Origin of the sequence: Flavobacterium sp. CFBP9031 (assembly GCF_034044945.1) — a bacterium.
Lineage (GTDB): Bacteria > Bacteroidota > Bacteroidia > Flavobacteriales > Flavobacteriaceae > Flavobacterium.
Map to the genome: position 1 here is coordinate 61,019 of NZ_JAXCWF010000006.1, position 16,809 is coordinate 77,827.

Annotated in this window: 21 protein-coding genes; 3 read left to right on the forward strand and 18 right to left on the reverse strand. The window is 33.4% G+C overall.

Features of this window, described 5'->3' with window-relative positions:
• Nucleotides 1-128: 128 nt before the first annotated feature.
• Complete coding sequence (locus SOM12_RS11685) at nt 129-479, forward strand: DUF2200 domain-containing protein (protein ID WP_320493540.1); 351 nt, start codon at nt 129-131, stop codon at nt 477-479.
• 37 nt (nt 480-516) lie between these two features.
• Here the strand turns inward: SOM12_RS11685 and SOM12_RS11690 are convergent, their stop codons facing one another.
• The 15 genes from SOM12_RS11690 to SOM12_RS11760 all read right to left on the reverse strand — a co-directional run bounded on the left by SOM12_RS11690 (nt 517) and on the right by SOM12_RS11760 (nt 11,722).
• On the reverse strand, nt 517-1,074 hold the full coding sequence (locus SOM12_RS11690) for a DUF4256 domain-containing protein (RefSeq protein WP_320493541.1): 558 nt from the start codon (nt 1,072-1,074) through the stop codon (nt 517-519).
• A 12-nt stretch (nt 1,075-1,086) separates the two neighbouring features.
• Entirely contained in the window at nt 1,087-1,464 is a 378-nt protein-coding gene (locus SOM12_RS11695) for a DoxX family protein (protein WP_320493542.1), read from the reverse strand.
• A 2-nt stretch (nt 1,465-1,466) separates the two neighbouring features.
• The gene (locus tag SOM12_RS11700) at nt 1,467-1,934 is read right to left on the reverse strand and encodes an SRPBCC domain-containing protein (protein ID WP_320493543.1); all 468 of its coding nucleotides are present in this window, start codon (nt 1,932-1,934) and stop codon (nt 1,467-1,469) included.
• 4 nt (nt 1,935-1,938) lie between these two features.
• Nucleotides 1,939-2,256, reverse strand: a complete 318-nt coding sequence (locus SOM12_RS11705) for an ArsR/SmtB family transcription factor (protein WP_008464153.1) — start codon at nt 2,254-2,256, stop codon at nt 1,939-1,941.
• Between the two features lie 128 nt (nt 2,257-2,384).
• Entirely contained in the window at nt 2,385-3,437 is a 1,053-nt protein-coding gene (locus SOM12_RS11710; RefSeq protein ID WP_320493544.1) for a linear amide C-N hydrolase, read from the reverse strand.
• A 145-nt stretch (nt 3,438-3,582) separates the two neighbouring features.
• Complete coding sequence (gene abc-f, locus SOM12_RS11715; RefSeq protein WP_320493545.1) at nt 3,583-5,169, reverse strand: ribosomal protection-like ABC-F family protein; 1,587 nt, start codon at nt 5,167-5,169, stop codon at nt 3,583-3,585.
• Nucleotides 5,170-5,375: 206 nt separating this feature from the next.
• A complete protein-coding gene (locus tag SOM12_RS11720; RefSeq protein WP_250836136.1) occupies nt 5,376-5,747 on the reverse strand; it encodes a hypothetical protein in 372 nt (123 codons plus the stop codon).
• A 215-nt stretch (nt 5,748-5,962) separates the two neighbouring features.
• Nucleotides 5,963-6,895: a transglutaminase gene (locus SOM12_RS11725; RefSeq protein WP_320493546.1), complete on the reverse strand. Its 933-nt coding sequence runs from the start codon at nt 6,893-6,895 to the stop codon at nt 5,963-5,965.
• A 19-nt stretch (nt 6,896-6,914) separates the two neighbouring features.
• On the reverse strand, nt 6,915-7,766 hold the full coding sequence (locus SOM12_RS11730) for a substrate-binding domain-containing protein (RefSeq protein ID WP_320493547.1): 852 nt from the start codon (nt 7,764-7,766) through the stop codon (nt 6,915-6,917).
• 238 nt (nt 7,767-8,004) lie between these two features.
• Nucleotides 8,005-8,481 (reverse strand): DUF4265 domain-containing protein, encoded by a 477-nt coding sequence (locus tag SOM12_RS11735; RefSeq protein ID WP_320493548.1) that lies wholly within the window; start codon nt 8,479-8,481, stop codon nt 8,005-8,007.
• On the reverse strand, nt 8,481-8,873 hold the full coding sequence (locus SOM12_RS11740) for a VOC family protein (RefSeq protein ID WP_320493549.1): 393 nt from the start codon (nt 8,871-8,873) through the stop codon (nt 8,481-8,483). Before SOM12_RS11740 ends, SOM12_RS11735 begins: the two co-directional genes overlap by 1 nt.
• A 5-nt stretch (nt 8,874-8,878) precedes the next feature.
• Complete coding sequence (locus SOM12_RS11745) at nt 8,879-9,319, reverse strand: DinB family protein (protein ID WP_320493550.1); 441 nt, start codon at nt 9,317-9,319, stop codon at nt 8,879-8,881.
• 11 nt (nt 9,320-9,330) lie between these two features.
• Nucleotides 9,331-10,200 (reverse strand): nucleoside phosphorylase, encoded by an 870-nt coding sequence (locus tag SOM12_RS11750; RefSeq protein ID WP_320493551.1) that lies wholly within the window; start codon nt 10,198-10,200, stop codon nt 9,331-9,333.
• Nucleotides 10,201-10,328: 128 nt separating this feature from the next.
• Nucleotides 10,329-10,661 carry a translation initiation factor gene (locus tag SOM12_RS11755; RefSeq protein WP_057117964.1) on the reverse strand — a complete coding sequence of 111 codons (333 nt, stop codon included), beginning with the start codon at nt 10,659-10,661 and terminating at the stop codon, nt 10,329-10,331.
• A gap of 110 nt (nt 10,662-10,771) precedes the next feature.
• Nucleotides 10,772-11,722: an isopenicillin N synthase family dioxygenase gene (locus SOM12_RS11760; RefSeq protein ID WP_095929325.1), complete on the reverse strand. Its 951-nt coding sequence runs from the start codon at nt 11,720-11,722 to the stop codon at nt 10,772-10,774.
• 190 nt (nt 11,723-11,912) lie between these two features.
• Between SOM12_RS11760 and SOM12_RS11765 the strand changes: the two genes are divergently transcribed.
• Nucleotides 11,913-13,889 (forward strand): dehydrogenase E1 component subunit alpha/beta, encoded by a 1,977-nt coding sequence (locus tag SOM12_RS11765; RefSeq protein WP_320493552.1) that lies wholly within the window; start codon nt 11,913-11,915, stop codon nt 13,887-13,889.
• Between the two features lie 66 nt (nt 13,890-13,955).
• Here the strand turns inward: SOM12_RS11765 and SOM12_RS11770 are convergent, their stop codons facing one another.
• The 3 genes from SOM12_RS11770 to SOM12_RS11780 form a co-directional block, all read right to left on the reverse strand.
• On the reverse strand, nt 13,956-14,927 hold the full coding sequence (locus tag SOM12_RS11770) for a zinc-binding alcohol dehydrogenase family protein (protein ID WP_320493553.1): 972 nt from the start codon (nt 14,925-14,927) through the stop codon (nt 13,956-13,958).
• A gap of 141 nt (nt 14,928-15,068) precedes the next feature.
• Nucleotides 15,069-15,644: a Crp/Fnr family transcriptional regulator gene (locus SOM12_RS11775; protein WP_320493554.1), complete on the reverse strand. Its 576-nt coding sequence runs from the start codon at nt 15,642-15,644 to the stop codon at nt 15,069-15,071.
• 9 nt (nt 15,645-15,653) lie between these two features.
• A complete protein-coding gene (locus tag SOM12_RS11780) occupies nt 15,654-16,055 on the reverse strand; it encodes a glyoxalase (protein ID WP_320493555.1) in 402 nt (133 codons plus the stop codon).
• A gap of 82 nt (nt 16,056-16,137) precedes the next feature.
• On the opposite strand from SOM12_RS11780, the gene SOM12_RS11785 reads away from it, so the two are divergent.
• Nucleotides 16,138-16,557, forward strand: a complete 420-nt coding sequence (locus SOM12_RS11785; RefSeq protein WP_320493556.1) for a hypothetical protein — start codon at nt 16,138-16,140, stop codon at nt 16,555-16,557.
• The last annotated feature ends 252 nt before the right edge of the window (nt 16,558-16,809 follow it).

Here is a 16,809-nt window from a genome sequence, read left to right on the forward strand (position 1 = left end):
AGTTATTTAAGATTGTTTAATCAATGTCATTTTTAAGTCTAAGGTATTAAAAATATTCATTGCGTTTTCCTTTTTTATTCTTTTGATTTATCTTTACATCAAAGCTTTTGCACTAAAATATAGCATTTATGAAAACGGAAAGAATTTACAAAATACTATTTTCTAGCGTATATCCTTTATACATTCAAAAAGTCGAAAAAAAGGGGAGAACCAAAGAAGAATTAGATGTCGTAATCAAATGGCTTACAGGATATAGCGACGAGCAAATTAAAGTACAAATTGAAAAGAAAGTAGATTTTCAAACCTTCTTTGCTGAAGCTCCAGAAATCAATCCGAATGCATCCAAAATTACTGGAGTCATCTGCGGATATCGAGTAGAGGAGATTGAAGATCCATTAATTCAAAAAATGCGATATCTAGACAAATTGATTGATGAAATCGCCAAAGGCAAAAAAATGGAAAAGATTCTAAGAGAATAAAAAAAGACCTTCAAAACTACTTGAAGGTCTTTAATTTTTAAACCCTCAATAAACCGCGAAAGCCTCTCGCGGCATAATAAGAATCGGCTCCATTATGATATACAAAAACAGTATTGTATCTAAAATCGGAGAATATTGCACCTCCCAATTTTCGTATTTCTGGCGGAGTTAAAATCCAGCTCGAAGTTTTAGCATCAAATTTTCCTAGCTTTTGAAGTTCTTTATATTGCTCTTCGTTTAAAATTTCAATTCCCATTTCTTGTGCCATATTGATAGCGCTGTCGGCGGGTTTGTGTTCTTTTCTTTTTTCGAGCGCCTCATGATCGTAACAAATGCTTCTGCGACCTTTAGGACTCTCAGCCGAACAGTCTACAAAAAGATATTCATCTGTTTTTTTATCATAACCCATAACATCCGGTTCGCCTTCAGTTCTTTCCATTTCGTCAAGAGACCACAATTTTAAAGGACTAGCTTTTAATTTTGCTTCTATTTTTGCCCAATCCAAATTCTCATGTCTACTTTTATTTTTCTCAAAACGTTTTTCAAGAATGCTCAAAAGTTCTTCTTGCTCATTTGCTGTCAATTGCTTTTTCATGATTTGAGTTTTTTAGTTAAAGCTGCATTTTCTGTTTTCTGGTCTGAAATACCAAGAAACTACAGTTAAAACAATTAATAATACAGGTCCAAAAAGGGTTGAAGCCTCATCTTTTATAGCCAAATGCGACACTACAGCCCCAGACATTGCAAAAAAGAAGCCTGCATATGCCCATTCTTTCAATAAGCCAAATTTAGGAATCAAAATTGCGATAACGCCTAAGAGTTTCCAAACACCTAAAAGCGTTAAAAAGTATAGAGGATAGCCTAAACGTTGTATCATTTCTACCTCTTCTTTCATTGGTATAAGTTGTACAATACCGGTAGCCGTCATTCCTAAAGCCAGCCAAAGTGTAGCAATCCAATAAATAATTCTATTACGTTTTGTCATGATTATTTTATTTTAGTTACAATTTCTTCTAGTCTATTATGTGCCATGTTCAAACCTTGAGCAAAAGGCAGTTTCAATTGCGTCGCTCTATGTTCGATCGATTTGTAAATAATCTGCATCGTTAATTTACTCGTGTCATCTGTTAGTTTTTCGAATTCAAGAAACTCCAACTGAGGCGCAAAATTGATATTTTCCATCTCAAAAGTGCGCACTATCTTTTGGTTGGGAACAAAATCATGAATAACACCATTGGCTTTAAAAACTACATTTCCATTAACATCGCTTGTCTCAAACTCCCAGCCACCATATTTTTTATTTTCGAGTCTCAAAACTTTTGTTCCCATCCATTGTGCTACAATTTCAGGATCTTCATAAGCTTTAAATAATAATTCTACAGGCAAATCAAATTCTCTTGTAATCACAAGGTCATGCCTGTCGTCTTCAGCATGAATTTTGGTTTTCTTTTCCATGGTTTTATTTTTTGTAGTTTTTCATAATTGATTCTAACTTATTAAAACGATCATCCCACATTTTTCTAAAAGGTTCGATGAATTTGTCAATTTCTTTCATTTTTTCAGGATTTAAATGATAATAAATTTCTCTTCCGTTTTGTGTCTGATGCAATAATTCGCATTCGTTTAGAATTTGAATATGTTTTGAAATCGTCTGTCTTGACGAATTAAAATTTTCGGCAATTGCCCCAGGAGTCATTGCCTGAATGGCTACTAAACTTAAAATAGCTCTTCGAGTAGGATCGGCTATTGCTTGAAAAACGTCTCTTCTAATTTCCATTACGCAGTTATTTGACTGCAAATATAATGAAGTCATTTGACTGCACAATATTTTTTTAAATTTTTTTTCAAAAAAAAAAACCTTCAAACTTTTAAATTTGAAGGTTTTACGTATGCTTTTCATTAAGATTAATCTAAACCAGCAAACTGAAAAGGTTTTGTTTCTTTGAAGTTTAGAAGAGAATCGCCCGCATAGTTTTCATTATTGGCGAGACTCAATTTCTTGATTTTTCCTTTTTCGCTAAAATCAATTTTACTGAATTCGACCCAAATAACATTCGGATTTAAAACATTGTCAAAATAATAAACCAAGTTTTTCTGGTCAGCTACCGTTCTCCAACGCGTAGAGGAGATATTAGGTTCAGTTTCAGACGAAATCCCAAGAGGAACAGAACAGTTTCGAATTACACCAAAAACACTAGCCAACGCCGTTCTTGTGTTATCTGTCTTTGGGATTGCATCAATATAATAGAAAGCTCGTACAAAGCGATCTGCTGCACGGTTCGTTCCAGGAAGCATGATTGTGCCTGGAATTCCTTTCCAATACGCATTTATAGCCAATTGCTGGTCAAAAATCGGAGAATTGGTCATTGTCACATACTTTCTATCATGATGAATAACCAGTTTGCCATTTATATATTCAAAAATGGCATTGTCTCCACTAGAATCGGAAATAGATAAATGGACCGTAGCAAAAATATTGGTTCCTGGAATGTGTGAAGAGGCAATTACAAAATCGTTTTTTTCTAATGCCGATACTGTTTCTGCAACAGTCGAAAAATTATCCAAAACATATTGAAGCCATAAAGAAACAGCCAAACCTTTTACTTTTCCGTTTTTCTCAAATGCAGGATATTGCGATTCTACCAGCCACAAAAGATTCCCTACAAGTCCTTTTTCGTTCATTCCATCAGAAGAAGCAATATCCCAAGAACTCGTAATAACGCTTCCGTATTTGGATTTCCATTTAATAGAACTCGTTCCAGCTTCTCCAGCTCTTTCAATTCCGCGAGGGAAAATCCATAAATTGGCAGGAATTTCTCCACGCCAATCCATTGAACGTGCTGTAATAATTGTTCCGTTTAAACCTTCGTAAACCACTCTTGTACAAGGAAGAACAGTTTCGGTTATTAATAAGGTAAATGCAAGTAGGACGGGAAAAATTCTGTTTTTTGGCTTCATAAAATTTTTAATTTTAATTAAACGTTCAATTTGAATTTCATCAGTTTTTACTGCAATTTACGGAAATTTTAATTTAATATTTTGAATATCAAATTAATACTAAAGAAAAGAGCCAAGAGAATTCTTAGCGCTAATTGTTTTCGTTTTAAAGTAAAATACTTTTTCCGATATTAATCTGTTCCAAAAACGACTGATCGTGCGAAATCACAATTAAAGTGCCTTGGTATTCATTGATGGCCGCAGTAAGGATTTCGATATTTTGAATGTCCAAATTGTTTGTTGGCTCATCTAGAATGATAATTTCTGATGCTTCGTCGCTAATCGTTAGACAGCACAGCATTAAACGCATTCTTTCGCCACCGCTTAACGCATTACAAGGCTTGTCCCAATCATTTCTAGAAAATAAAAAACGATTTAATCTCATTTTGATATCGTGTTCTTCCAAACCAGAATCGTTAAAAATCTCAGCTTGCTCATAAATTTTCAAGTTTTGATTTAATAAAGAATAATCCTGATCAATATAAATTGCTTTTTTTGCTAAAGAAGTAATTTGCCCTTTTATTGGATTCAACTCGCCCAGAATAATTTTAATTAAAGTAGTTTTTCCCGAACCATTTAATCCCTTTATTACCAAGCGATCACCAGACAGAATTTCAAAACTTAGATTTTCATTCCAAAGATCTTTCTCGCCATAACTATAATTGATTTCTGAAGCTTTAAAAAGGGTTTTTCCCTTAAGAAAAGAAGTGTTATTAAAACCAAATTTCATTTGATCTATAGCGGGAAGCGACGAACGCAGGTTTCTTAAATCTTCAGAAATGCCGCTTATTTTTTCCCCATGAACATCCTTGATCTTTGAACTGCTTTTTTCGGCTTTATTTCGAAGCGTATTCATCATAATTCTAGCAACACCCGATTTTTCCTGTTTCTTTTTTCCTCTCGAATCTAATTTGTTTTGGCGTTCGATACTTTCTCGTTCTTTTTCTTTCGCTTTTTTCAATGCCTTTTCTTTGCTCTGAACGTCTTGTTCTAAAGCATTATTTTCTACTTTTTTCTGTTCGCTGTAAAAATCATAACCGCCACCATAGACCAAAATTTCATTTTTTGTCATTTCTAAAGTCTTATTCAGAATATTAAGCAAAGTTCTGTCGTGGCTTACAATTAAAAGCGTGATTGAGGTCGATTTGATAAAATCGTACAATAATGTTCTTGCCGCAAAATCCAAATGATTACTAGGTTCGTCCAATAAAACCAAATCGGGTTCATGAATCATGATTCCAGCCAGAAATACTTTTGTTTTTTGTCCGCCGCTTAAGGTTTCCATTTTCTGGTTCAAATCCAGATCATGCAATTGCCAATAGGAGAGAGCTTCATTACAGCGTTCTTCAATTGTCCAATCATCATCCAGTAATTGAAGATTTTCTTCGGTTACTACACCTTCAAGTATTTCTTTAAGTGAAGCTATTTTTTCCTTTATTTGTAAAGCTTCAGCAATCGTCAAGTTGTTAAACTGACCGAATAATTGCGGAACAAAATAAGGTTTAGAATCTTGAATGATTTGCCCTGAAAAGGGTTGTAATTCGCCAGCAATAATTTTTAATAAGGTTGATTTTCCGACACCATTATTTCCGACCAAAGCGGTTTTGTCGTGATTATTTAGCGTAAAGCCAATGTTTTGAAACAGCATGTCTTTATTCTCATGCTGATAAGAGATATTTTGAAGAATAAGCATAATTCCTTTCTTTTATAGATAAATATTCTAGCCATCACAAAATCGTGATCGCTTACTCAATTTTCCTGAAAGAAATTATTTTTCACATACAGCACTGCTTATTTAAGAAATGCAAAGATATTTATTTTAGTTTTAAAAATCAAAAAACCATTCTTTACAATTGTAGTGAATGGTTTTTTGTATCAAATTACAAGGTAATTTGTATTCTAAATTTTATCAAATGTTAGTTTGGCTTCTTTGGTATCTAAAATTAATTTATCATCTGTGATCGTGCTTTCACAAACATATGGTGTTCCAACTTCGTCTTTAATAACAAGTTTTTTACCTTTTTGGCTTAACGCGTAAGTTCCGTCTGTGATTTCACGAAGCAAATATCCAGTAACATGCCCGTCTTCAGTAAAAGTAAGCATCCCATTGGTTAAAATTGCATTTTTTGTAGAATCAGAAACGGTTTCTTTTGGTTCTACAGCACTAACTTTCCATGAATTCACAAGCTTGTCTCTTTTACGATGACATGAAACAATTAATACAACGACAGCAATGGCAATTACGAGGGTAAATAATTTTGAGTTTTTCATGATTTTGTGATTAAAAGTTAAACAGGAAAAAGTTACAAAAAAAAATAACATTAAAATATTCGTAATCAAATATTTATAAAGATTTTTTTTACTTCTAAAAATGAATTGCTTTTAATACAGAAAGTCTTTGTTTTTGGGACTTTTGCTGATAACCAGTCTTTTACAAATTAACGATTAAAATCGTCTTAATTGGACAAATTGCCTTTTAGAGACCGTTAATTTAGAGTCAAAGCTCCTAAAATTTCTTCATACATAAACGGACCTCCAGGATAAGTTGCAGTATAATCCAGATTCATCCAGACTTGTCCACGCTCATCTATATGGTAGTGTAGTTTTTTGTCGTAGCTTTCTTTCACAAAAAGAACATTTTTGATAAGATAATTGACTTTTTCCAAATCGATCATCGAACCAATTAAAATTTCAGGATAAATGTGCCCTTTGGTATGAATAAGGCGAGGAGTTCCGCCAATAGAACGCACAGCAGCCGCCATCAAAATAGAGTGATCATCGCAATCGCCTGAGAAATACTCAAGTGATTCGCTGGCGGTTGCGATATAATCACCGTCTTTTGGATCGTTTACATAATTCCATCTGCCGTTTATTTCTTTAAAAACAGCGAAACACTGAATTATGGTACGATAATCTGAATAACCTCTAATGCCTTTAAAATGCTTTGAAGTTGCCATAATAGCAAAGTTTCGCACTTTAGGATTTTGATATTCAATAGCATTTAAAATCTTTGATTTATTAGGAAATGGAAGCAGTTTTGCCACAATAATATCCTGCGGATATGGATTATCTGACATGGTGTAAATCATAGAATTATAATCTTCAGAGATTTCGTTAAAACCATAATTTCCAATTACCGATCCGTAAAATAAAATCAACAAATAAACTGCAACGCACAGAATAATAATTGTTCTGAGATACATCAGAAGAAAAAACACAGTTGCAAAAACAAAAATAAAGATAAATATACGATCTAGATTGAATGCCCATTCTAAATCGATCAAATTTTGATGCAGTATGATGAAAATCGGTATTGTGATCAAAAGACTCAACAGCGAAATAATAATCCTATCCCACGGCGATTTCACCTGTAGTTTGGATTTTAAATGCGGTAAGTCAATTTTAGGGAATTTCATCATACGAATCAAAAAGCAGTATTTACAAAGCTTTTACTGTTTCTACAAAAATACTTTTTTTATCAATAATTCCCAGATCAAATAATTGATTTTGAATTTTATTAAAAGATTTTTCTGTCAAATTTTTCTGTGACCACTGAGTCAGTTTCAACCATTCTTTAATATCCTCTGCTTTTTGATTAAACAGTTCAGATAATTTTTTGTCAATTTCTGGAATTTCTTTAAAATCAACCGTTGTTTTGTTGATTATTTTAAGAATCGTCTCTACCGTTTTGGCATTCTTTTTTAAAAACTCATCACGCCCCACAATAATAAATGAAGGCCAAGGAGTAGGGCAGTCGTCAATTCTTCTAAAAACACCTTTATCTACAAGTGGTTTAGTCATAAAACGTTCCCACATAAAATAATCGGCTTTTTTATTGGTCAAAGCATCAACAGCGCCATCTATAGTATTTACGATTTCAAATTCGAGATCATCCATTTCCCAGCCTTGCTCATTTGCATTTACATAAGCCATTAATTGTGATCCCGATCCTAATCTCGAAATAGCTGCTTTTTTGTTTTTAAGATCTTTCAACGTCTGAAAATCAGATTTTGCATCAACGTGAATTCCCCAAATTAAAGGAGATTGTACGTAAACCTGAACAATTTTGCTCGGATTTCCAGCTGAAATATCTTTTAGAATTCCTTCGGTTAAAATAACAGCAAGATCTGTTTCTCCGTCCCGAAGCATTTGGCACATTTTCCCGGTTCCCTCGGGTACATTTGTCCATTGTAAATCGATGTTCTCTTCTTCAAATTCGCCGTTTTCGATGCATAGATGCCACGGCAAATTGAAGTGTTCCGGAACACCCGCAATTTTGACAGTTTTCATTTATTTTAAGTTTAAGTTAAGTTGCTTGGTATGCGTATGCGTAATCTTATGGTTAAATTTGGTTAGTTTTACTTATTGTTCAAAATTATTTTAACACATAGAAACATAGCTTTTGCAAATTTTAAAAAAAGGCGTTTCACTAATTTCAGTCCACATAGCTATGTGTTAAAGCTTGCTTTTTCTATAATCTCAAACAGATTCAATAAAAATCTATGTTTCTATGTGTTTAAATACAATATTAGTTTTTTAATAAATCTGCTCTGTGCTTTTCTGAAAGACAAGGTTCTGCAAATTCGATAATATCTTGCGATTCGTATTCGTTCAAAAGACTTCTTACCAAAGAATAATCAATGTCTTTGGTTATTTCTGCTGCAAAAAATGTTTCATTCAATCCTTCAGACAAACAATTTAGCGCTTTTAATCTTTCGCGAATGATTTCTTTATCAAAACCTTTTTCTAAAACCGCAACCTGAATAATCGAGTTTCCAGAATTCTGGATCGTTTTTCTATGCATAAAACGTTCTTCCATTTCGTCATATTCTGCATAAAAAATGTCATCCGTAGCAATCAAAGGTCCAAAGAATGGAATATTATCCAATTTAAAAAGTCCTTTTTCTAGATCTATAATTTCTGCCCACATGGTTTCAGACACTACTTCATCTAGATAATCACTATAGTATTTAAATAATATTTTCTTATGAGTTTCCTGTTCCATTATTCAATTTCGCTAATTACAGCTTTTAAAGGTGATATTACAATTCTATAACCATCGGGATCCTGAATCATTTTTCCATTTTCATTCCAAAACGGATTCAGCGAAGGTATAACTGCAATATTCTGTTGCGTTAATTTATTTACTAATTTATCATAATCTGCAATAGTTTTAGGATATAATACCATTGCGTCATCTTCATCAAAAGTATGTTTGGCCGTGACTTTAGATTGCGTAAACTCAAAATGCCAGTCTAATCCTGGTTTTCCAATAAAAACGCCATCATAATTATTATGATTTTCAAATCCGCCTAATCGTTCAAACCCGAGTATGTCCACATAAAAATTCTCCATTTTTTCTAAATCATTCGTATGTCGTGCCACTCGTAAAAACATAAATGCTATGATTTTATTTGATTAATATGATGTTCTAAATGCTCTACATAATCGGTCATCAGAAACCTTAAATCAATTACAGATTCATCGCTTAAAATGATTTTATAATCCAAAGCATTTTCGTCAACAGATTTCATGATTCTAACAATCTGATTATTTATTGAAAACCATAATTGAGTTAGTTCCTTAATGTCTGTTTTCTGATACTGATTTAAATTTACTAATTCGATCTGATTATACGGTCTGTGCCTATACGGTTTTTCCGAATAATTAATCTCTGTAAAACGTACCAGATTATGGATTGCAGAATCTACCAAATGACCTAAAACCTCTTTCTTAGACCATTTACCAGGATTTTTTGCGTCTAAAGTTTCATTCTGTATTGTTGGAATATAATTTACATTCTCATTCAATAACTGTTCAAATTTGAGAATAACACTTTCCATCAAGATGTTAATTAGTTTCCTGCTAATTTATTTAATGTATAAGCAATTAGTTCATCTACTGCTTTATACGGATCTTCACTGAAAGTTCCGCTAGCACGATTTGCAATAATAGCATTAAGCGATAAAGCATTGTGACCTAGTAGAGCCGAAAGCCCGTAAATTGCCGCTGTTTCCATTTCTAAATTAGTGATTTTAGTTTCATTAAAACTAAAATTATCCATTTTGTTATTCAATTCTTCATCTTGAATATTCAAACGTAAAACTCTTCCTTGTGGACCATAAAATCCTCCAGCAGTTGCCGTAATTCCTTTAAAAATTTTATCTGATTCTATTAGTTTTTCTAATTTTTCAGAACATTGCGTTACGTAAGGTTTTCCTTTTTTTGGATCCCAGTTCGTATGTGCTACAAATGCATCTTCAATTTCGGTAATAGAAACATCTTCAATTAAATAGGAGCGAAGCATATTGTCTAATCCCAACCCAAATTTTGACATTACAAAGCTATCAACTGGAATATCTTCCTGCAAAGAACCCGAAGTTCCAATTCTGATAATATTTAAAGAAGTCAATTTTTCTTTTGGCTGACGCGTTTTCAGATCAATATTTACTAACGCATCCAATTCGTTTAGTACAATATCAATGTTATCAGGGCCAATTCCTGTAGAAACTACCGAAATTCTCTTTCCTTTATAAATACCTGTTTGTGTTTTAAATTCTCTTTTTTGAGCAGAATGTTCGATTGAATCGAAAAATTGAGTGATTTTTTCTACTCTATTTTGGTCACCAACAAAAATAATGTCGTGCGCTATATGTTCAGGACGAAGGTTTAAATGGTAAACGCTTCCGTCAGGATTTAGTATTAATTCTGATGATTGAATCATTTTTTTTTAAGTTTCTAAGGTTCTATTTTTTAAATTTCAATTTTTAAATTCCAAATTCCAAGACCTAATTTTTGATTTTCATTTTTAAATCTAGAAAATTTGGAATTTGGATTTTATTTTTTGGAATTTTATCCTCCTACACGTTTGGTTTTGAATCCTTTTTCTTTTAGGATTGCCATAATTTTATCTCTATAATCGCCTTGAATTATAATCGAATCGTCTTTAAAAGTTCCTCCAACGCTCAATTTGGTTTTAATTTCTTTGGCCAAGATTTTAAAATCTTCATCAGAGCCTTCATAACCTTCAATTATAGTAGTTGGTTTTCCTTTTCTTTTTTCAAATTTACAAATCATTGGCTCTTTCTGAACATAAAGAACGTGTTCTTGTTCTTCAACTTGCTCAGGTTCATTCGATTCTACGTGATCTGGAAATAAGTTTTTTAATTGATCTTTAAAGTCCATATTTTTTTATTCTAAAAATAAATTTCAAGCATAAAGATATTTAAAAATTAAATTCCAAACCCCAAGAAAAACTTGGAATTTGGAATTTTTAATTTAAAATTTATGTAAGTTTATTTTTTAATTAAACCTAATTCTACTAAACGTTCGTATAAGAACTCTCCAGCAGTAATATCTTCATATTTCTTCGGGTTTTCTGCATCAATACAATTTTCAAGGCAATCCAAACGCATATCGCTTACTGGATGCATGAAAAATGGAATTGAATAACGTGAAGTTCCCCACAATTCTCTTGGCGGATTTACAACTTGATGAATTGTAGATTTTAATTTGTTGTTAGTATGTCTAGACAACATGTCACCAACATTGATCACCAATTCGTCATCTTGCGCAATGGCATCGATCCAATCGCCATTATGGTTCTGAACTTGCAATCCTTTACCTTGAGCTCCCATTAATAAAGTAATCAAGTTGATATCACCATGAGCTGCTGCACGAATTGCGTTTTCTGGCTCAGAAGTAATAGGTGGGTAATGGATTGGTCTTAAGATTGAGTTTCCTTCTTTTGCATAATTGTCAAAATAAAACTCATCTAAACCTAAATGTAAAGCCAAAGCTCTTAAAACATAAACCCCTGTTTTCTCTAGTTTCTGGTACGCTTCTTTACCCACTACATTAAAACGCGGTAATTCGGTAACTTCAACATTGTCTGGGTATTCTGAAGCCCATCTTGAATCTGCGTCAACGTATTGACCAAAATGCCAAAATTCTTTTAAATCTCCTTCTTTGCGTCCTTTAGCATGTTCTTTTCCAAAAGAAACATAACCTCTTTGTCCGCCGATTCCAGGAATTTCATATTTATGCTTAGTCTCTATTGGCAAGGCGAAAAAATTTCTAATTTCACCATAAAGTTCGTTTACCAACTGATCATCAAGGAAATGACCTTTTAAGGCAACGAAGCCAATGTTTTCAAATGCACTGCCGATTTCATTTACAAATTTTTGTTTACGTTTCGGGTCGTCCGAAAGGAAATCACGTAAGTCTACACTAGGAATGTTTTGCATACTTTACATTTTTTATTTTAAAAGATAAAAGGTGTCATAAGCACCTTTCGCTAACAAAGGTAGATAATATTTTAGAAAATAATCTTAAGCTCAGGCATTAAAAGCAGATTTCTTATTAAAATTTTATATCATAATCCAATAAAATTGGCGCAAATTGTTATATTTGAAACACTAAAAAACAAAAATTTTCATGATTTTTTACCGACAAAACCTTACTAACACCGAGTTATTAGATTTATATAAAAAGATATTAAAGCCAAGATTGATCGAGGAGAAGATGCTGATCCTGATACGACAAGGAAAAGTCTCTAAATGGTTTTCTGGAATAGGACAAGAAGCCATTGCAGTTGGAGTAACTGCTGTTTTAGACCAGTCAGAGTACATTCTTCCAATGCACCGAAATCTTGGTGTTTTTACAACAAGAGAAATCCCGCTTCATCGTTTATTCTCGCAATGGCAAGGAAAAGCAAATGGTTTTACCAAAGGACGAGACAGAAGTTTTCACTTTGGAACTCAAGAGTATAATATTATTGGAATGATTTCGCATTTGGGTCCGCAGTTAGGAATTGCTGACGGAATCGCGCTTGCGAACAGACTTCAAGACAATAAAAAAATCACTGCAGTTTTTACCGGAGAAGGCGCTACAAGCGAAGGAGATTTTCACGAAGCTTTAAATATTGCAGCCGTTTGGAAATTGCCTGTAATGTTTATCATTGAAAATAATGGCTACGGACTTTCAACGCCAACCAACGAACAATATGCTTGCGAAAACCTTGCTGATAAAGGAATTGGCTACGGAATTGAAAGCTGGATTATTGACGGAAATAATATAGTTGAAGTTTATAATAAATTGTCTCAGCTAAAAAAGGAAATGCAAGAAAATCCTCGTCCTATTTTGTTGGAATTTAAAACGTTCAGAATGCGCGGGCACGAAGAGGCGAGTGGCACAAAATACGTTCCTCAGGATTTAATGGATCAATGGGAACTGAGAGATCCTGTTACCAATTACAGAAAATATCTAACGGAAAACGGAATTTTAACGGCAGAACAAGACGAACAATTTCACGCCGAAATAAAAAAAGAAATTGATGAAAATTGGACGATGGCAAATGCAGAACCTGAAATCGAACCAACTTACAGTGGAGAATTAGATGATGTCTATAAACCATTTCAATATGAAGAATATACACATAATTCTGATTCAACAAATATTCGTTTTATAGATGCCATACGAAACAGTTTGGAGCAATCTATGTGGCGTCATAAAAACTTAGTTCTTATGGGGCAAGATATCGCCGAATACGGTGGAGCCTTTAAAATTACAGATGGTTTTGTTGATGCTTTTGGAAAAGATAGAGTGCGAAATACGCCAATTTGCGAAAGTGCCATTGTTTCGACAGGAATGGGATTATCAATCAACGGATATAAAGCAATTGTAGAAATGCAGTTTGCAGATTTTGTTTCAACCGGGTTTAATCCAATTGTAAATTTATTGGCCAAATCTCATTATCGTTGGGGTGAAAATGCCGATGTTGTAGTTCGCATGCCTTGCGGCGGAGGAACTCAGGCAGGACCATTTCACTCGCAGACCAATGAAGCTTGGTTTACTAAAACTCCAGGTTTAAAAGTAGTTTATCCTGCATTTCCTTATGATGCAAAAGGACTTCTAAATACCTCTATTAATGATCCGAATCCAGTTTTATTCTTCGAACATAAATTATTATACAGAAGTATTTATCAAGATGTTCCAACAGACTATTACACTATTCCTTTAGGTAAAGCGGCGTTGGTTAAAGAAGGTAATTCTGTTACCATTATTTCGTTTGGAGCACCCGTTCACTGGGCTTTAGACACTTTAGCAAAGCATCCAGAAATTGATGCTGATTTAATTGATTTAAGAACTTTACAGCCTTTAGACACCGAAACCATTTTCGCTTCTGTAAAAAAGACAGGAAAAGCTATAATCTACCAAGAAGACACTATGTTTGGTGGAATCGCAAGTGATATTTCGGCTTTAATTATGGAAAATTGCTTCGAATATCTTGACGCTCCTGTAAAACGTGTAGCGAGTTTAGATTCTCCAATTCCGTTTACAAAAGCACTTGAAGATCAGTTTTTACCAAAAAATCGTTTTGAGGAAGTTCTCCTTGAGTTACTAAGATACTAAGTTTCTGAGATGCTGAGTTGCTAGGACGCTAAGAAAAAAACTTAGAATCTTAGCAACTTAGAAGCTTTAAACAAGAACTACCAAGCGTTTCCCATCAGAAAGTTCTGCATTCCACATTTTCTCAATATCCGATAAATGAACGGTTTCAATATTTACTTTTAGTATATTTTTTGAAGCCAAAAGAAACATTTCAGGAAGTATTTCAGAAAACAACAATTTGACTTCTTCTTTTGTCCAGCTTCCTAATCCTGAACCGGATAACTGAAGATCAACGCTTCGTAAAATCTGCGCAGATAATTGAATAGTATCTCCAGACATTGAGCCTACAGAAACATATCTCGTTTTAGGTGTAAAGTTTCCATTTCCTTTTAAAACAGAAAGAATAAGTTCTGCCGAATGTCCCCATAAATAATCAATTACAATATCAATTGGAGTGTTTTTATGGATTTCTTTTAACTGAGAAACAAAAGATTCGTCCTCTTGTTTTAAGTAAACAATTTGATCTGCACCAATTTCTAAAAGGTTTTCAAGGGATTTTTCGTTTCTTCCTGTAACAATAATGTTCTTAGCTCCGTAATGCTTGGCAATTTGAACTGCCATTTGTCCTGTAAAACCAGTTGCTCCATTTATTAAAACGGTTTCACCAGGCTTTATTCCAGCTTTAAAACGAAGCGCCATTGCCGAACCTGCAACCGCATTTGGCATTGCTGCGGCCGTTGCATCGTCAATTTCGTCTGGTAAAACCACCATTCGGTTTTGCTCTACTAAAGCTTTTTCGGCGATTGTTCCTGAGATTCCGCGGGCATAAACTCTTGTTCCGTTTTCTAGAACTCCAATTCCGTCACTTCCGACTATAAATCCGTTTTGATTTTCTTTTTCCGAAGAATAATGATCTCCGCTTGCAATGCCTTTATCCAGATTTGTAATGGCTACGGCTTTTACCAAAACCAAAACTTCATTTTCATTTGACGCAATTGGCTCCGGAAACTCTGCATATTTTGGCAATTCGCCTTTTGTATAAACTACTGCTGCTTTCATAATTATTAAATTTTATGAAGCAAAATTACAGAGCTGTTTATGGGCAGACGATAACATTTGTTATCAAATTTTTCTTTAAACCATATAAGTCATATAAGCTAATTTCAGTTTGGCTTAGATATCTTAGTGGTAAAATATCAATTATTCTTTACTTACTAATTTACTTTTCAGTCTGCTTAAATGCACAGTAGTTATGCCCAAATAAGAAGCAATATAATGTTGTGGAACACGCAATATGATCTGAGGCCTTTCTTTAATTAAATTAGTATAACGCTGTATAGGGGAGTCTTTTATAAATGAAACAAAATATTTCATATAATCAAAAGTACGCTCAAAAAGCATATTAATGAGTTTATCTCTCAATTCTGGAATTTCTTTTATTTCTTCGAGAATTTTATCCAGATCATTTTTATGAATCCACCACAAAATTGAAGGCTCAATCGTTTCTATATTTGTCGGACTTGGAAGTTTCTTCATAAAACTTTCGATAGAAGCAACGCTCTGATTTTCAAAAAAGAATTGTGTAGTCAGATCTTTTCCGTTATTGTTAAACCAAACTCGAATACATCCTTTTTCTATGATATAAAGTTTTTTGGAAACTTCGCCTTCTTCTAAAAGTGTCGTTTTCGCAGGAACTTCAAGACGATTAAAATAACCAATGTATTCGTTCCATTTTTCATCGGTTAAAGGAAATTTATTTCTGAATTGGTTAAACATTTTTTCATTCTATTTCACTTCCACTTCAAACAATTGCACCTGATTTTTCAATCGGTCAATCAATAAATTCATCATTCGTTTATTTAAATCAGAAGAGTTTTGAATGTAAGTATTGTATTCCTCTACAGTAAAAAGCGCCATTACAATTCCTTTTAAAGAATTCCTGAATTTAATGTCTTTCTGAATAGAATTTTCGATTGTCTGTAGTTTTTTTTCAACCGAGTAAGAATAAAAATCTGGTTTGTTTTTGTTTACATAATTGATAAAAACCGCGATGAATAAGTCGTTTTGGAGTTTTAAAATAGGCCTGATGGTCTGGTTTTGAAAGATCTCATCTGCTGAAGATTGAGCACTTACCGTTCCTAAAGTTTCGCCTCTGAATTCTTTTAAAAAAGTGTCTCTATCTTCCATGTTTTTTTCTTTTTAGTTTTATTTAAAGTTAAAGAAATAATCCCATAGTAAAAACCTATTTTTGTTTTTATAAAAATAAATTATGCGATTATTTCTGTTTCTCTGCTTATTACTAGCTTCTTGCAATTCTAAAGAAGATAAAGAAAAATACAATCATCAATTATATCGTGCTGTAAACAATAAAGACACAGCGGTTTTGGATATTCACATAAATGACAAACGTTTTTACGGACGCTATGAAATTAGTCATTACGGAACCGGAAAAGATTCTGGAGATGTACGAGGAGATTTAAGAGGCGATACGCTTCGAGGTGATTATCATTACATTTCGTTTGGTGGTGCCTGGAAAAGAGTCCCGCTAGCTCTTTTAAAGAAAGACGAAAAGCTTTATCTAGGAAAAGGAGTAATCGGAACTTATTTTAATCTTCCGTGTTACGTTCCTGAAGTTCCAATCGAGTATAATAATCCTGAGTTTCTGTTTGAAAGGATAGAGGAGAAGTAGTTTTTTTGTTTCAGGTTTCAGGTTTCAAGTTTCAGGTTTCAAGTTTCAGGTTTCAAGTTGAATGGCTTGTGTGTTTTACCGCAAGGTTCGCAAAGTTTTTTTTGTATTGGAGTTTAATAAAAACGCAAAGTTCGCAAAGCTTTATCAAAAAAACTTTGCGAACTTTGCGTATTCTTTGCGTATTCTTTGCGCTCTTTGCGGTTAAATATGCGCAATCTAAATCAACTTGAAACCTGAAACCTGAAACAAAAT

Excerpts from the sequence above, each read along its gene's own strand:
- SOM12_RS11685 (WP_320493540.1), top strand. The coding sequence starts at position 129 with ATGAAAACGGAAAGAATTTACAAAATACTATTTTCTAGCGTATATCCT.
- SOM12_RS11690 (WP_320493541.1), bottom strand. The coding sequence starts at position 1,074 with ATGAAAAAGCAATTGACAGCAAATGAGCAAGAAGAACTTTTGAGCATT.
- SOM12_RS11695 (WP_320493542.1), bottom strand. The coding sequence starts at position 1,464 with ATGACAAAACGTAATAGAATTATTTATTGGATTGCTACACTTTGGCTG.
- SOM12_RS11700 (WP_320493543.1), bottom strand. The coding sequence starts at position 1,934 with ATGGAAAAGAAAACCAAAATTCATGCTGAAGACGACAGGCATGACCTT.
- SOM12_RS11705 (WP_008464153.1), bottom strand. The coding sequence starts at position 2,256 with ATGGAAATTAGAAGAGACGTTTTTCAAGCAATAGCCGATCCTACTCGA.
- SOM12_RS11710 (WP_320493544.1), bottom strand. The coding sequence starts at position 3,437 with ATGAAGCCAAAAAACAGAATTTTTCCCGTCCTACTTGCATTTACCTTA.
- abc-f (WP_320493545.1), bottom strand. The coding sequence starts at position 5,169 with ATGCTTATTCTTCAAAATATCTCTTATCAGCATGAGAATAAAGACATG.
- SOM12_RS11720 (WP_250836136.1), bottom strand. The coding sequence starts at position 5,747 with ATGAAAAACTCAAAATTATTTACCCTCGTAATTGCCATTGCTGTCGTT.
- SOM12_RS11725 (WP_320493546.1), bottom strand. The coding sequence starts at position 6,895 with ATGATGAAATTCCCTAAAATTGACTTACCGCATTTAAAATCCAAACTA.
- SOM12_RS11730 (WP_320493547.1), bottom strand. The coding sequence starts at position 7,766 with ATGAAAACTGTCAAAATTGCGGGTGTTCCGGAACACTTCAATTTGCCG.
- SOM12_RS11735 (WP_320493548.1), bottom strand. The coding sequence starts at position 8,481 with ATGGAACAGGAAACTCATAAGAAAATATTATTTAAATACTATAGTGAT.
- SOM12_RS11740 (WP_320493549.1), bottom strand. The coding sequence starts at position 8,873 with ATGTTTTTACGAGTGGCACGACATACGAATGATTTAGAAAAAATGGAG.
- SOM12_RS11745 (WP_320493550.1), bottom strand. The coding sequence starts at position 9,319 with ATGGAAAGTGTTATTCTCAAATTTGAACAGTTATTGAATGAGAATGTA.
- SOM12_RS11750 (WP_320493551.1), bottom strand. The coding sequence starts at position 10,200 with ATGATTCAATCATCAGAATTAATACTAAATCCTGACGGAAGCGTTTAC.
- SOM12_RS11755 (WP_057117964.1), bottom strand. The coding sequence starts at position 10,661 with ATGGACTTTAAAGATCAATTAAAAAACTTATTTCCAGATCACGTAGAA.
- SOM12_RS11760 (WP_095929325.1), bottom strand. The coding sequence starts at position 11,722 with ATGCAAAACATTCCTAGTGTAGACTTACGTGATTTCCTTTCGGACGAC.
- SOM12_RS11765 (WP_320493552.1), top strand. The coding sequence starts at position 11,913 with ATGATTTTTTACCGACAAAACCTTACTAACACCGAGTTATTAGATTTA.
- SOM12_RS11770 (WP_320493553.1), bottom strand. The coding sequence starts at position 14,927 with ATGAAAGCAGCAGTAGTTTATACAAAAGGCGAATTGCCAAAATATGCA.
- SOM12_RS11775 (WP_320493554.1), bottom strand. The coding sequence starts at position 15,644 with ATGTTTAACCAATTCAGAAATAAATTTCCTTTAACCGATGAAAAATGG.
- SOM12_RS11780 (WP_320493555.1), bottom strand. The coding sequence starts at position 16,055 with ATGGAAGATAGAGACACTTTTTTAAAAGAATTCAGAGGCGAAACTTTA.
- SOM12_RS11785 (WP_320493556.1), top strand. The coding sequence starts at position 16,138 with ATGCGATTATTTCTGTTTCTCTGCTTATTACTAGCTTCTTGCAATTCT.